This is a genomic window from Pseudomonas sp. MT92 (genome assembly GCF_058792515.1).
On sequence record NZ_JBXAFA010000002.1, the window covers coordinates 542591 to 557597 of the forward strand.

Genomic DNA, 15007 nt, shown 5'->3' on the forward strand with positions numbered 1-15007 from the left:
CTTTGCCCTATGTCGCCATGGGTTTGGTGGGTTCCTTGAGCGGTTTGTTCTTCAGCGCTCCCGTGGCAATAGCCGTGGCCACAGGCATTGCCGTGCCGATCGGTTTGCTCGCTTCGCGCTGGCATACTCGGGGAACCCTGCGCCTGTTACAGATGGCCGAGCCCTCGACCTCCGACGCACTGATCGCTCGGATGTACAGCGATGCGCGCGGACCACAAGCCCGTCTGGAGACAGCCTTCGTCAGTCAGGCCGCGCGACTGAAGACTTGCCTGACGCGCCTGCAAGACACCGCCGAGCAACTCAGTGCGCTGGCTGGACAATCTGACCTGCTGGCCACTGACAGCTCAACCGGCCTTGATCGCCAGCGCGTCGAAACCGAGCAAGTATCTGCCGCCGTCAACCAGATGGCAGCGACCACCCAGGAAGTCGCCAGCCACGTCCAGCGCACGGCGGATGCCACCCAACAAGCCAATTTGCTCACGGGTCGCGGCCGCGATGTGGCCCGAGACACCCGCGAGGCCATCGAACGCCTCTCCACTGTCGTCGGTGAAACCGGGCTGACGGTTGCGCAATTGGCCAAGGACAGCAACGAAATCGGGACCGTCGTTGACGTGATCAAAGGCATCGCCGATCAGACCAACCTGTTGGCACTCAATGCCGCCATCGAGGCGGCACGTGCCGGCGACATGGGCCGGGGATTCGCCGTAGTGGCCGATGAAGTTCGTCAGCTGGCACAGCGCACCTCGCAATCCACCACCCAGATCCATGACCTGATTACCAAGCTCCAGACGTCGTCCAATAACGCTGTGCAATCCATGGAGCGTGGTCAGCGTCAGGCCGAAGAAGGCGTGACGTGGGTGCTTGAGGCAGACAAGGCCTTGGTGGGTATCAGTGAAGCGGTTGCTCACATCACCGAGATGACCACGCAGATTGCCGGCGCCACTGAAGAGCAAACCGCCGTTGCCGAGGAAATCAGCCGCAATATCACAACCATCGCCCACCTGGCCGATCAAACCTCGGAACAAGCGCACCAGTCAGCGGACTTGAGCAAAGAACTGACCAGAACTGCGTCCACCCAGCACTCATTGGTCGAGCGCTTCAATCGATAACCAACCCGACCCCGTCATCAAAAAGCCCGTACCGGCGGCGGGCTTCTCACATCCGCCCTGTCACGCCTTCGTCACATCGACCCCGCACAATGCAGGCAGCCAAAGGGATTTGGCCCATCTACAAAGAGCCCGACCAAGTGTCGGGCTTTTTTCATTTCGGCAACGTGCTTTTCACGAAACGCTCACAGAATGGAGCGCAGATTGAGCATACAAAAGGATTTGACCCCAAACAGTAAAGCCCGACCTCGTGCCGGGCTTTTCTTTGCCTGCGATCCACTCAAGCACCCGCCTCCTGGACTGTGGTTTCACTCGCTGTGGAGCAAAGCCATGCCTCTGCCAGACGATCCTGACCCTGCTCCCTCAAGTCATCTGTCATAGGTTCCTGCGCATCAATCCAGGCGTTTCAGGAAGTGATGGCAGGAAATCTGGTAGTGGCGTTGCATGTAGAGACGATGAGCAGCCGCTCTGTCCATACCGACCCCGGAGTCAAGATGCACTGCCGCGCAACCCTGACGCGCAGCTTCCTCTTCAGCCCAAGCCACCAATCGCGAGGCGTAACCCTTGCCGCGACTTTGAGGCAGGGTTGCAATGTCCACGATGTAGAGCGACTTCCCCAGCCACAGTGAATATTGAATCCTGTAGCCCAATACGCAAACTGCCGACGCCTGGCCTTCTTCCCACAAGCCGATCAGATGGTAGCCATTGGGGCGAAGCATCTCGTCGATCCTGGAGGTAATCTCCGCCGGTGAGTATTTCGGCCACAACTCACACAACGCTGCAGCTGCCTGATGGGTGTCAGCAGCACCCACCGGCTTGATGATCGAAGACATACCGTTCCCTCTGGCAATTTGCGTTGGGCCACATGTTACCCCGAAACAGCGTCGCCCAAATGCCCAGGGCCACACCGCAAACCTGCGTTCAACGCCCCAGGTCCTGGCCGGTATTACGCTCGAAAATCGCCCCCTCGATACCCAGCACTTCACGCGTGTCGGCATAGATCCCCACGCCCTTTTCCCAGACGTGCTTGATCGACTGATCGGCGCAACGAATCCGGTAGTTGAGTTCGAATGGTTCTTGCCGCGACAGGGCATATTGCACCTCACGCCAGACGTAATCGGCATCCTGCGCCAGGATCAGGCTGTTGTAGGTGAACTCATGGTTGTCCACCAGCCGCTCCGGTGGATACCCGGTCAGTTGCAAGCAACCGGCACTGACGAATTCCATGGTCCAATCGCGATTGTTGCGGCCGCGATAGATCAGCCCCGGCATGCTGTCCAGCAAACTCATACTGCTGCGCTGACTGGCCTGCAAGGCAACTTCGCGGCGTTTGTGCGCGGTAATGTCCCCGGCCACAAGATAAAAACCCTGAGTCTCGCGCTTGAGGCTGACGTCAAACCAACGCAGCTCCCCCGAGGGGTGAACAAAGCGCAACCGCTGGCTGAAGGAAGTCTCGGGACGCCGACGCAGTTCATGCAAGGCCTGACGCCACAACGAACGGTCCTCATGGTGCACATAGTCGATGAGGTTGCGCTCCGGGCCCGGCCTGTCCATCAGCTCGACCCACGCCAGGTTGAAGTGGGCGATCTGCCCGTTGTCGCGCAGTTCAAGCAACGCCGCCGGAAAGCGATCCATCAGGTGCAAGGACGGTGCCTGCACAAATGCCTCTGGCCGTTCCATCATCTAATGCCGCTCCTCGTGTCTCACCGACGCGCCGTTGTGTACCCACGCCGCCAGCTCCAGACGCGAGTGCTGGCCGAGCTTTTGCAACAGATTGCGCACATAGATCTTGACCGTGCCATCGCTGATCCCCAGTTCCCGACCGATCTGTTTGTTGCTCATGCCGGCGACAATCAGGGCCAGGGTCTGGCCCTCGCGTTCGGTAAGGTTGCCGGTGTCCAGAGGATCGGCATCCTGCGCGGGGCGGTGCAACGATTCGTCCTGATCGGCCAACAGGGCAATCAGGGTCGAATCCAGGACAATCGCGCCCTTGTGACAATTGCGCATGTAGGCCAGCAAGGCATCGGGCTCGGTTTCCTTGAGCACATAACCGCTGGCCCCCAGGCGCAGGGCAGTCAACAACTCGGCGCGATCCATCGACGCAGTGAGCACCACCACCTGGCAATCGAGGCGCAACTGACGCAGTTCATCGAGCACCTGCAAACCGCTCAAGCCAGGCATGTGCAGATCCAGCAAGACCTGCTGCGGTGCCAGGCTCACCGCCAGGTTGATGCCTTCGCGGCCGCTGGCGGCCTGCCCCACCACCTCAAAGTCGTCACTGGCGCCGAACAGCTGCGCCAGCCCCTTGCGAAACAGCGGGTGATCATCGATCAGTAATAAGGTCGTGCAGTCCATCGAAACTCCCCTGTGGCAGGTCTTGTTGATGGCAAAGGCCCAGGTGTACGCGGACCCCGTGCGGGCGGATCGCCTCAATGCTCAGCCGGGCGCCGATGCTCGCGGCGCGTTCACGAATAATCGCCAGGCCGAAATGGTTGTCGTCCCCCGATGCCGGGCTCAGGCCGATGCCGTCGTCCTCCACCGTCACCGAGACATCGCCATCCTGGTTTTGCCGCAACTCGATGCGCACATGCCGCGCATGGGAATGGCGCACCGCGTTGGCCAGTGCCTCGCGAATGATCTGCAGAATCTGCAATTCGGTTTCCGGGCCCAAAGCGTCATCGGTCAGGCGATTGTCCAGTTCGAAAACGATGATGCAGCGCCGCGAGAACTCGGCGACAGAGTCGGCCAATGCCTGGCGCAGCGATCGCCCATCCATGGTCAGACGAGCGCTGGTGATCAGCTCGCGCACCTGGCGCTGCAGCTGACTCAAGCCGCCGCACAGTTCCTGCAACGCGGCGAAGGCCTGCGCAGGCTCGCCCAACTTCGATTGCAGCCAACGCGCCTGATACGACAGGTAACCCAACTGCTGAGCCACCGAGTCGTGCAGCTCACGGGCCAGGGCGCCGTGCCGGGACGTAGCCTGTTTGCGCTGTTGCTCACGGGTGTAGCAGCGCAAGCGTACGGTGACGCCGACCGCCTGCGCCGCCTCTTCCAGCAATTGGCGCCAGCTTGCGTGGACCGGTTGTGGGGTATCGAGCAACAACACCCCTTTGCTCGAATCGTCGCTGTGCGGCAAGGCACACAGCAGGCGATGTACGCCCCGTTGCCGGCAAGGGCCACAGGCCTGAGCCACATCAGGCAGTGCCGAGTCACGCCAAGGGCAACGCGCAACGTCCTGACAGCCCTCGAGCAATCCGCGCCGTGCCGGCCCCAGGTCTTCGCCGCCCAGGAGCAGATTCAGTTTGCAGGTCGGCAACAATGCTTCGAAACGATCCAGAAAACCCGACAAGGCACCGTCACCGTGCACCTGGCACAAGGGCAATCCGGCCAGCAGTTTGCGCACGCTGCGTGCCTGTTCGGGGCGAATACGCCCCAGCCAGAGCGGCCACCACTGCGGTCGTGTTCGCACCATTGATAACTCCCCGTCCGGTTACTCAGCCCTGAGCGAAGACCAGCAACTTCCATGCCCCGAACGGGCGTTGCGCAAGGCTTATCTCCAAAGGCATAGCCCTTTTTCCGGATTGAGAAGATTTTCCCCATAGGAAAGTATCTTCCCCACCAGGAAACAAATTCCCGGTCCAACGCCACCTTTCTCGCCCTTCGACAGGCGCGGAACAGCCAGGAAAGCCCACATGACGGATAGACACAGCGCCGCCCCGGACCGACTTCACAGCCTCCCGCGCTATCGCCCGCCGCTGCCTCGTTCAAGCGTCACCCGACACATCGTGGTGATGCAATCGGCGGCCGCCTGTTCGTCCGTTGTCGGGGAACTGGAACAGCCCTTGGTGCTGAATGGCGAGAACGCCGACTTTTCCCGGCGCCTGCAACAGGTGCTGGTCAGCGCCACGGTCGGCAGCCATCTCTACATCATGGGCGACGAGGCCTTTATCTGGCGCATCCATGGCGAGGCCCGCAGCGCCGGAATGGAAAATGACGAGATCGACATCACCCGCACGATTACCGGTGCGCGCCTGGTGTATTGCGTGCACTGCGGCCTGACCCAGGCCACCGGGCCGGAGTCGCTGCTGATCTGCATCGGTTGCGATGTCGGGCTGGAAGTCCGGGAGCACTTTTCCCGCCGCCTGGGGGCGTACCTCGGCGTTTGCACCAACCCCGACCAGCCTTATGCCGGAGCCCGGTCATGAGTGCCGTCATCGAAGTGCGGGTCAGCGCGGCGAGAATGCTGACCCCAGTGGTGCGCGAATTCACCCTGCAAGCGTGCTCCGGTCCCCTGCCGCCGTTCTCCCCCGGCAGTCATGTGCAGGTTCACCTGCCACTGGCCGAGGGCAAGCTGCGCAATGCCTATTCACTCACCAGCGACCCGGCGGACAACCAGTCTTACCGCATCGCCGTACGCCTGCAGGAGACCTCCCGCGGCGGCTCGCAGTACCTGCATCGGCAGGTCCGGGTCGGGGACACGCTGCAGATTTCGCCACCGGCCAATCTGTTCGCCCTGCACTCGACCGCCAGCCTGCACATCCTGATCGCCGGCGGCATCGGCATCACGCCGTTCATGGCCTACATCGCGTCCCTGGAACAACGCAAGGCCGACTTCGAATTGCACTACCTCTGTCGTCCGGGCCTGAGCGATGCCTATGTCGAGGCATTGCAACAGCGGCTGGGATCGCGCCTGCACACCTACGCCAGCCGCCCGGACCTGCGCCGGATCCTGCGTGATCGACCGCTGGGCAGCCACCTTTACACCTGCGGCCCGCAACCGTTGCTCGACGCGGTTCGGCAACAGGCCCAGGCACTCGGCTGGCCGCCCGGCCGGGTGCACTGGGAAGCTTTCAATGCCGCACAACCGGGCCAACCCTTCAATCTGGAACTGCTGCGCAGCGGCCGGCGCCTGCGGGTCGGCGCCGAACAAAGCCTGCTTGAAGCCCTGGAATCCGCCGGGCTACAGATCCCCAACCTGTGCCGCGGCGGGGTCTGCGGCCAGTGCATGACCCGTCACGTGGGCGGCGACATCGAACACCGCGACAGTTTCCTGAGCCCCGCCGAGCAGGCTGACTTCCTCATGCCCTGTGTCTCCCGCGGCGGCCCTTGCGTTTCGCTGGATCTTTAGGAGTCGACCATGACCATTCAATCAAGCCCCGTGCAGAGCTATCGAGACGATTTCAGCTTTCGCAACAGCCCTGCCGCCATCCGGCGTTTTCCTTTTCCCTTCACCGAGGACAGCTACCTGTATTCGGTGAACATCGAACCGGCGACCTCCCGGGATCCCGGCTCGGTTTACCAGCACGGGTTCGACATTGACGAACACTACCGCTCGGAAATGGCCGAACGCGCCCTGGTGCTGGACAAGGATCCGCGCCGCTACCTGGTGCTGCCGCACATGCAAGTGGCGGCCTGGGATGCGCTGCAGATGCTCATGGAGCATCTGGCTGCGGATTATCCGCAGTGGTTCTCCCTGGAGCGTGAAGGTGATCACTGGCATTGGCGCAACACGCTGCTGAACATCGATCAGCACTTTGTGTTCGGTGATGCCAGCAGCCTGCCCTGCGAACCGCTGGAGTTCATCGGCCGACAGGTGCAGGGGGATTTCGCCTTGCTCGATCAACGCGACGGCGATCTGTACATGGACGCCGGCCTGGTCACCAGCCCGGCCGACTGGTCCCTGGCCTTCGACGCCGGCATGAGTTTCAAGCAGTGGCATTCCCCGGTACCCATGGCCCACCAAATGGGCATCTTCGACCGCGCGCTGAAATACCTGCTCAACCTGCAAACGGGGCAGCCGGTGCGGCGTCTGAACTGGACGCTGACCATCAACCCGCGCCTGGATTCCTCCCCCGAGACGTTCCATGAATGGGGCGCCGACCGCGGTCGCATCACCGCCGAGAACGTCGGGCAACAGGTTCACCTGCGTGTCGAGCTGCAAGTGATGGCCCGCCTGCCGCGCAGCAACGCGGTGATGTTCAGCATCCGCACCTACCTGATCAGCCTGCAGGAGCTGGTCACCCAGCCCGGCTGGGGCTGCCGCCTGCACCGTGTGCTGCGCGACCTGCCCGAGCCGATCGCCGAGTACAAGGGCATGAGCCGCTACCGACAGACCCTGGTCGAGTGGCTGAGCCGCTTCGACCAGGCCTGAACCCTGACCCACATTCACCGACAAGGATCTTCACATGACGCATTCATGGCGTATTTCTGCACTGGCCGAACGGCACCGCGCACTCGGCTCGAACCTCGAAGACTGGAACGGCATGGGCACTGCCTGGACCTACGACAGCGACCTGGCCGATCACCATCAGGCGATCCGCACCCGGGCCGGACTGATGGATGTGTCCGGGCTGAAAAAAGTCCATTACGTCGGCCCCCACGCCGAGAGCCTGCTGCAATGGGCCACCACCCGCGACATCGCCAAGCTCTACCCCGGCAAGTCGGTGTACGCCTCGATGCTCGACGAGGACGGCAAGTTCGTCGATGACTGCATCGTCTACCGCACCGGACCCAACGCGTTCATGGTGGTGCACGGTGCCGGCAACGGCCACGAAATGCTGGTACGCTCGTCCCAGGGCCGGCAAGTGGCGGTGCTGTTCGATGACGACCTGCACGATCTGTCGCTGCAAGGGCCGCTGGCGGTGGACTTTCTCGCCGAGCACGTCCCCGGGATCCGTCAGCTGCCTTACTTCCATCACCTGCAAACCCGCCTGTTCGATCGCCCGGTGATGATCTCCCGCACCGGCTATACCGGCGAACGCGGCTACGAGATTTTCTGCAAGGCCGCCGATGCCCCGGCGCTGTGGGACACGATCCTCGAACAGGGCGCGGGCCTGGGCATCATCCCTTGCGCCTTCACCGCCCTGGACTGGTTGCGGGTGGAAAGCTCGCTGATGTTTTTCCCCTACGACAACTCGCAGATGTACCCCTTCGCCGATCAGAAGGCGGGCGACACGCTGTGGGAAATGGGCCTGGATTTCACCGTTTCCCCGGACAAACGCGAATTCCGTGGTGCCGACGAACACTTCCGGTTGCGCGGTCAGGAGCGCTTCAAGATCACCGGCGTGTTACTCGAAGGCGTCCGCCCCGCTGAAGCCGGCGACACCCTGTGGCAAGGCAACCAGCAAGTCGGGGTGATCACCTGCGGCATGTATTCGCGCCTGAGCAAACGCTCCATGGCCATCGCCCGCATGAGCGTGGCCTGCTCGAATCCAGGCATTGCCCTGCAGGTGCGCGGCAGCCAGGAAAGCGCCGCTGTGACCCACGCCCTGCCCTTCGACGACCCGGAAAAAACCAAGCGCACAGCCAAGGGCTGAGCCTCCAACCACTGTCTCCAGGGGACTCTCGATGGACACTACCAACGAACATTACATTCTCAAGATCAATTGCCCGGCAGCGTCCGGCATCGTTGCCGCGATCACCACCTGCCTGGCCGGACAGCAGTGCTACATCAGCGAGCTGGCGCAATTCGACGACGAGTTCACCGGGCAATTTTTCATGCGCGCGGTGTTCCGCTTCAACACCGGTGTGAAGGGCGATATCGGTGCCCTGCGCGAGGATCTGGGCGACCTGGCCTGCGGCTTCGACATGAGGTGGCAGCTGTTCTGCAGCAGTCAGCCGACCCGGGTGCTGCTGATGGTCAGCAAGTTCGACCACTGCCTGACTGACCTGCTGTACCGCCACCGCAAAGGCGAGATGGACATGCACATCACCGCTGTGGTTTCCAACCACCTGGACCTGCGAGCCATGGCCGAACGCGAAGGCATTCGCTTCATCTACCTGCCAATCACCAGGGACAGCAAGGCCAGCCAGGAAGCCGAGTTGATGCGCATCGTCGAGGACACTCAGACCGACCTGGTGGTGCTCGCCCGCTACATGCAGATTCTGTCCGACGGCCTGTGCCAGCAGCTGTCCGGCCGGGCTATCAACATCCATCACTCGTTCCTGCCCGGTTTCAAGGGTGCCAAGCCCTATCACCAGGCCTACGACCGTGGCGTGAAGCTGATCGGCGCCACCGCCCACTACGTCACCAGCGACCTCGACGAGGGGCCAATCATCGAGCAGGAAATCCAGCGGGTCGATCATACCTACCTGCCCGATGCGCTGGTCGCCATCGGCCGCGACACCGAAACCGTAGCGCTTTCCAAAGCCCTGAAATACCACCTGGAACACCGGGTGTTCATCAACCAGGACAAAACGGTGATTTTTCGCTGAGCGAGCCCTTTTCCCGATCAACAGCCAGGAGATACGACCATGACCACACGCGTTGCAATCATCGGCGCCGGCCCTTGCGGCATGGCTCAACTGCGGGCATTTCAATCGGCCAGGGACCAGGGAACGCCCATCCCGGAACTGGTCTGTTATGAAAAACAGCAAGACTGGGGTGGCATGTGGAATTACACCTGGCGCACCGGCCTGGACGAGAACGGCGAACCGGTGCATGGCAGCATGTACCGCTACCTGTGGTCGAACGGCCCGAAGGAATGCCTGGAGTTCGCCGACTACACCTTCGAAGAACATTTTGGCCGCCCCATCGGCTCCTACCCACCACGGGAAGTGCTGTGGGACTACATCAAGGGCCGCGTCGAAAAAGCCGGGGTTCGCGACTACATCCGTTTCAACCATGTGGTGCGCCAGGTCACTTTTGACGAAGAGACTCGCCGCTTCACGGTGGTCGCCCACGACCACGGCAGCGATACCCGGACCTCGGAACAGTTCGATTACGTGATCAACGCCTGCGGGCACTTTTCGACGCCGAAGGTGCCGTACTTCCCCGGATTCGAGCAGTTCGGCGGGCGCATCCTGCACGCCCATGATTTCCGCGAGGCGCTGGAGTTCAAGGGCAAGGATCTGCTGATCATCGGCAGCAGCTATTCCGCTGAAGACATCGGTTCACAGTGCTACAAGTACGGCGCCCGCAGCATCACCAGCTGCTATCGCACCGCGCCCATGGGCTATGACTGGCCCGCCAACTGGGAAGAAAAACCGCTGTTGCAGCGCCTGGAAAAAAACCGCGCGTACTTTATCGACGGCACCCACAAACACATCGATGCAGTGATCCTCTGCACCGGCTACCAACATCACTTCCCCTTCCTGCCCGACGAACTGCGCCTCAAGACCGACAATCGGCTATGGCCGATGAACCTCTACAAAGGCATTTTCTGGGAACCCAACCCGCAACTGATCTACCTCGGCATGCAGGATCAGTGGTACTCGTTCAACATGTTCGACGCCCAGGCCTGGTACGCCCGCGACGTGATCCTGCAACGCATCGCCCTACCCGACCAGGCACAAAGAGCCGCCGATAGCCAGCAATGGCATGCCCGTGAACAGCAGCTTGAAACCAACCAGCAGATGTTCGAATACCAGGGGGCCTATATCCAGCACCTGGTGGATGCCACCGACTACCCGAACTTCGATATCGCCGCCGTCAACGACACCTTCATGCACTGGAAGCACGACAAGGCCCACGACATCATGGGTTACCGTGACAAGTCCTACCGATCGCTGATGACCGGCACCCAATCGCCCCCCCACCACACGCCCTGGCTGCATGCCCTTGACGACTCCATGGCGGCGTACCTCGCTGAGCCGCCGATGTCCGTCAAGTCGATCGGTTGACCCGGGAGCCTCACCATGAACGCACCTCGTGTTTCCCGCCCGCGGGAACCCGGACTCTTTGCCCGGGCCCCGGCCCTGGAGCGCTATCGGGTGGCTGCCGGTGGCCTGACCCTTGTCGCGTTGCAGCCTGGCGACAGCCTGCAAGTGATCGACCTCGAAGGCCGGCAACCTTGCCAATTGCTGGTCGTGGATAGGCTCGGTCGCAGCGCCCTGGCGGCCTGGGCACTGAGCGGTTCGACGACCTGCGGGTTCATCAGCGCGCAGCTCGCCAAACAGACCTTGCAGTCGCGGCGCATTGGCCAGGCGCTGATCCGGCGCGCGATGGATCCCCAACACCTGCCCAGCGCCGCCTCACTCTGGGACGAGGACAGCCCTGCCGACTTCAGCCGCCGCTTCGTCGCCAGCGATGAGCTACTGGTGATCGTCGCGGCCCCCGACGGACCGACCGCCGTTGACCGACAATACCGGCCCAGCGAGCTGCGGCTGCTGGTGACTCGGGCCAATCCCTCGCCGCTGCTGCTCCCCGCGTTGCCCGAACCCTTGGGCGAGTTGCTCGACGAGTTCACCCTCGGCGCCGGCACCGCCCACAGTTACACCGTTGGCAAAGGTCAGTATGTGCAGGTGCTGGATGTCGCCGGTCGCCAGTGCTCGGACTTCGTCGCTCTGGATCGACGGGCACTGGATCGCGGTCTGGAACTGGACCTGGACCAGACCGTGACCCGCACCCTGAACGGCAGCGCCTACCCGGCACCGGGACTGTTCTCAAAGTTTTTCGACCGGCAGATGCAACCGATGCTGGAGGTGGTGCGCGACACCGTCGGCCGCCATGACGCCTTCGCCCTGGCCTGTGCCGCGCGCTATTACGAGAGCCATGGCTACTTCGGGCACGACAACTGCAGTGACAACCTCAGCCGCGTGCTCGCGTCCCATGGGGTCAAGGCCCGCAATGGCTGGCCAGCGATCAATTTTTTCTTCAATACCGGGATCGACGCACACCAGCAGATGACCCTGGATGAACCCTGGTCGCGTCCCGGCGACTACGTGCTGCTGCGCGCCATGACCGACTTGGTGTGCGGCAGTACTTCGTGCCCGGATGACATCGACCCGGCCAATGGCTGGAACCCAACCGATATCCATGTCCGCCTCTACAGCGAAAAGGAGCGTTTTTCCATCGCCATGAGCACTCGATCCACGGCTGATGCCGACCCGATTCTTACCCGTGAGTCCGCGTTCCACTCACGCACCAGCGCCTTGACCGGAAGCTTCACCGACTACCGCAACTGGTGGCTGCCGCTGCGCTATGACGGCTATGGCGCGATCGAGGAATACCTCGGTTGCCGCGAACGAGTGGCGGTGATGGACCTGACCGCCCTGCGCAAATTCGAAATCATCGGCCCCGACGCCGAAGCCTTGTTGCAGTACTGCCTGACCCGCGACGTGCGGCGTCTGGCGGTGGGTCAAGTGGTGTACTCGGCGATGTGCCACGAACACGGCGGCATGCTCGACGACGGTACCCTGCTGCGCCTGGGCCCGGACAATTTCCGCTGGATCTGCGGCGAAGACTACGCCGGGGTGTGGCTGCGCGAGCAGGCGCAAAAACTCGGCATGAAGGTCTGGATCAAGTCCGCCAGCGAGCAGATCCATAACCTGGCGGTACAAGGCCCGATGAGCCGCGAGTTGCTCAAACAGATGGTCTGGACCGCGCCCAACCAGCCGAGTCTGGAGACACTGGGCTGGTTCCGTTTTCTTGTAGGCCGCCTGGACGGTTACGACGGTTGCCCGCTGATGGTCTCGCGCACTGGCTACACCGGCGAACTGGGCTACGAAGTCTGGTGCCAACCCGAGGATGCCGAACGGGTCTGGGACCGGATCTGGGCTCTGGGCCAGCCCTTGGGCCTGGTGCCACTGGGTCTGGAGGCCCTGGACATGCTGCGCATCGAAGCCGGGCTGATTTTTGCCGGCTACGAGTTCAGCGACCAGACCGACCCCTTTGAAGCGGGCATCGGTTTTAGTGTGCCGTTAAAAAGCAAAACCGATGACTTCATCGGTCGCGACGCCCTGTTACGGCGCAGTACCTATCCCGCTCACAAACTGGTGGGCCTGCAACTGAGCGGTAACGAAGGCGCCCACCACGGCGACCCGGTGTACCGCGGCCGGGCCCAGGTCGGCGTAGTCACCAGTGCCTGCCGCTCACCGCTGCTGGGCAGCAACATCGCGCTGTGCCGGGTCGACGTGGCCTGCGCCGATGTCGGCACAGCGTTGGAAATCGGCAAAATCGATGGCCTGCAGAAGCGCATCAGCGCCACGGTCACCGCCGCGATTTTCTACGACCCGGACAAGAGCCGGGTGCGCAATTGATCGACCTTTTGACTGCCCATACACACCTGTAGGAGCGAGCCTGCTCGCGATGAACGTCAACGATAACGCGGGTTGCCTGACTGTTCGCGGTGCCCGGTTGTCCATCGCGAGCAGGCTCGCTCCTACAGGGTCCTGCTTTTTTTCAGACATGGGAATACGAAGATGGAAGCGACTACGTTCGAGGCCGTACCGCAGGCCGCCGGTTCAGTGGGCAGCCTGCAGCGCAAGATCGATTGGCGCGGGGCGTTCTGGGTTGCCAGTGGCGTGCCCGCCCTGGTGCTGTTCTCTATCGGCGCGATCGCCGCCACGGTCGGCAAACCGGCCTGGATCGTCTGGATCGTGTCGATCCTGTTCGGGTTTATCCAGGCCTTTACCTATGCCGAAATTGCCGGATTGTTCCCGCACAAGTCCGGCGGTGCCTCCGTCTACGGCGCGGTGGCCTTGGTGCGCTACAGCAAACTGATCGCACCGGTCTCGGTGTGGTGCAACTGGCTGGCCTGGTCTCCGGTTTTGTCCATTGGCTCTGGGCTGGCAGCCGGTTACATCCTCACCGCCTTGTTCCCCGCTGATGCGCTGATCAATACCTGGCAACTGACCCTGCTTGACCTGGGTTGGGTCAAGAGCGGCCTGTCGCTACGGATCAACGCGACATTCGCCATCGGCCTGTTGATTTTACTGACGGTGTTCGCCGTGCAGCATGGCGGCATCTTGCGCTCGGCACGCCTGACGCTGGTGCTTGGGGTGACCTCGCTGATTCCTCTGTTGCTGGTGGGTGTGGTGCCGTTGTTCACCGGGGACGCGGCCCAGGCCAACTTCCTGCCCCTGTACCCGCTGGCCCATGACGCGGCCGGGCAAGTGATCGACGGGCCTTGGGACATGTCCGGTTGGTCGTTAATGGCCGGCGGCCTGTTCATGGCCGCATGGTCCACTTACGGCTTCGAAACCGCCGTGTGCTACACCCGGGAATTCAAGGACCCCAAGCGTGACACCTTCAAGGCGATCTTCTACGCCGGCCTGCTGTGCATTCTGGTGTTCACCCTGGTGCCCCTGGCATTCCAGGGCAGCCTCGGTCTCGGGCAACTGGTAACCCCGGCGGTGCTCGATGCCAGCGGCGCGGTGGTCACACCGGCGGTCTACAGCGGTCTGCTGTCACCCGCGATCTACAGCGGCATGGGCGTCGGGCAGGTCATGGCGGACAGCATCGGCGGCGGCAAGCTGGTGGCCAACATCGTGCTGATCATGTTGGTCCTGGCCACGCTGCTGGCAATCATGACCTCGATGTCCGGCTCCTCGCGTACCCTGTATCAAGCGTCAGTCGATGGCTGGCTGCCGAAATACCTGGGCCGCACCAACGAACACGGCGCGCCTACCGCAGCGATGTGGACCGACTTGTCGTTCAACCTGCTGCTGTTGCTGATGTCCGATTATGTGTTCGTGCTGGCCGCGTCCAACGTCAGCTACATCATCTTCAACTTCCTCAACCTCAATGCCGGCTGGATCCATCGCCTGGACCGTCCCGACTGGATACGCCCCTACAAGGCCCCGACCGTGCTCTTGGCCGCGGGTGGCGTACTGAGCTTCGTCAACCTGGCGTGCATGGGGCTGGGAGCCGATATCTGGGGCGCCGGCACCCTGGTGACCGGCCTGTTGCTGGCGCTGTTGATTCTTCCGGTGTTCTGCTACCGCCACTACGTGCAGGACAAAGGGCGCTTCCCGGAAGCGATGCTCAGCGACCTGTACATTCAGGCCGATGCCGGTCAAAAACGCGCCGGCTGGTTGCCTTATGCCACGCTGATCGCGGGTGTACTGGTGGTGTACGGTTGCCATCAACTGGTAGCCTGAACGCCCTTGCCTGCAGGTCTCTGATGGATCATCGGGGCGCAACGACGCCTCGATGATCATTTCGCCCCCCTATCAATCAA

Annotated in this window: 13 protein-coding genes; 9 read left to right on the forward strand and 4 right to left on the reverse strand. The window is 62.3% G+C overall.

All coding sequences use genetic code 11. The features are described 5' to 3' along the window. Positions 1-17 precede the first annotated feature (17 nt). Positions 18-1109, forward strand: a complete 1092-nt coding sequence (locus AC1Q6D_RS05625; protein ID WP_492573994.1) for a methyl-accepting chemotaxis protein — start codon at positions 18-20, stop codon at positions 1107-1109. Positions 1110-1498: 389 nt separating this feature from the next. Here the strand turns inward: AC1Q6D_RS05625 and AC1Q6D_RS05630 are convergent, their stop codons facing one another. The 4 genes from AC1Q6D_RS05630 to AC1Q6D_RS05645 all read right to left on the reverse strand — a co-directional run bounded on the left by AC1Q6D_RS05630 (position 1499) and on the right by AC1Q6D_RS05645 (position 4578). Continuing rightward, entirely contained in the window at positions 1499-1939 is a 441-nt protein-coding gene (locus AC1Q6D_RS05630) for a GNAT family N-acetyltransferase (RefSeq protein ID WP_103405571.1), read from the reverse strand. 88 nt (positions 1940-2027) lie between these two features. After that, a complete protein-coding gene (locus tag AC1Q6D_RS05635; protein WP_047530821.1) occupies positions 2028-2789 on the reverse strand; it encodes a PAS domain-containing protein in 762 nt (253 codons plus the stop codon). Continuing rightward, positions 2790-3461 carry a response regulator gene (locus tag AC1Q6D_RS05640; protein WP_047530823.1) on the reverse strand — a complete coding sequence of 224 codons (672 nt, stop codon included), beginning with the start codon at positions 3459-3461 and terminating at the stop codon, positions 2790-2792. Further along, entirely contained in the window at positions 3430-4578 is a 1149-nt protein-coding gene (locus AC1Q6D_RS05645) for a sensor histidine kinase (protein ID WP_219739092.1), read from the reverse strand. Before AC1Q6D_RS05645 ends, AC1Q6D_RS05640 begins: the two co-directional genes overlap by 32 nt. 220 nt (positions 4579-4798) lie before the next feature. Here AC1Q6D_RS05645 and AC1Q6D_RS05650 point away from each other — a divergent pair, with 220 nt between their 5' ends. The 8 genes from AC1Q6D_RS05650 (at position 4799) to AC1Q6D_RS05685 (ending at position 14927) form a co-directional block, all read left to right on the forward strand. Then, positions 4799-5311: a dimethylamine monooxygenase subunit DmmA family protein gene (locus AC1Q6D_RS05650; protein WP_103405572.1), complete on the forward strand. Its 513-nt coding sequence runs from the start codon at positions 4799-4801 to the stop codon at positions 5309-5311. Next, the gene (locus AC1Q6D_RS05655; protein WP_103405573.1) at positions 5308-6234 is read left to right on the forward strand and encodes a PDR/VanB family oxidoreductase; all 927 of its coding nucleotides are present in this window, start codon (positions 5308-5310) and stop codon (positions 6232-6234) included. Before AC1Q6D_RS05650 ends, AC1Q6D_RS05655 begins: the two co-directional genes overlap by 4 nt. A 9-nt stretch (positions 6235-6243) precedes the next feature. Continuing rightward, a complete protein-coding gene (locus tag AC1Q6D_RS05660) occupies positions 6244-7257 on the forward strand; it encodes a heme-dependent oxidative N-demethylase family protein (protein WP_103405574.1) in 1014 nt (337 codons plus the stop codon). Positions 7258-7291: 34 nt separating this feature from the next. Then, positions 7292-8422, forward strand: coding sequence for an aminomethyl transferase family protein (locus tag AC1Q6D_RS05665; RefSeq protein WP_103405575.1), 1131 nt, complete (start codon positions 7292-7294; stop codon positions 8420-8422). Between the two features lie 31 nt (positions 8423-8453). Further along, on the forward strand, positions 8454-9320 hold the full coding sequence (gene purU, locus AC1Q6D_RS05670) for a formyltetrahydrofolate deformylase (RefSeq protein WP_103405576.1): 867 nt from the start codon (positions 8454-8456) through the stop codon (positions 9318-9320). 39 nt (positions 9321-9359) lie between these two features. Next, positions 9360-10727: a trimethylamine monooxygenase gene (locus AC1Q6D_RS05675; protein ID WP_103405577.1), complete on the forward strand. Its 1368-nt coding sequence runs from the start codon at positions 9360-9362 to the stop codon at positions 10725-10727. Positions 10728-10742: 15 nt separating this feature from the next. Then, positions 10743-13085 carry a trimethylamine N-oxide demethylase gene (locus AC1Q6D_RS05680; RefSeq protein ID WP_103405578.1) on the forward strand — a complete coding sequence of 781 codons (2343 nt, stop codon included), beginning with the start codon at positions 10743-10745 and terminating at the stop codon, positions 13083-13085. Positions 13086-13247: 162 nt separating this feature from the next. Next, a complete protein-coding gene (locus tag AC1Q6D_RS05685) occupies positions 13248-14927 on the forward strand; it encodes an APC family permease (protein ID WP_103405579.1) in 1680 nt (559 codons plus the stop codon). Positions 14928-15007: the final 80 nt, after the last annotated feature.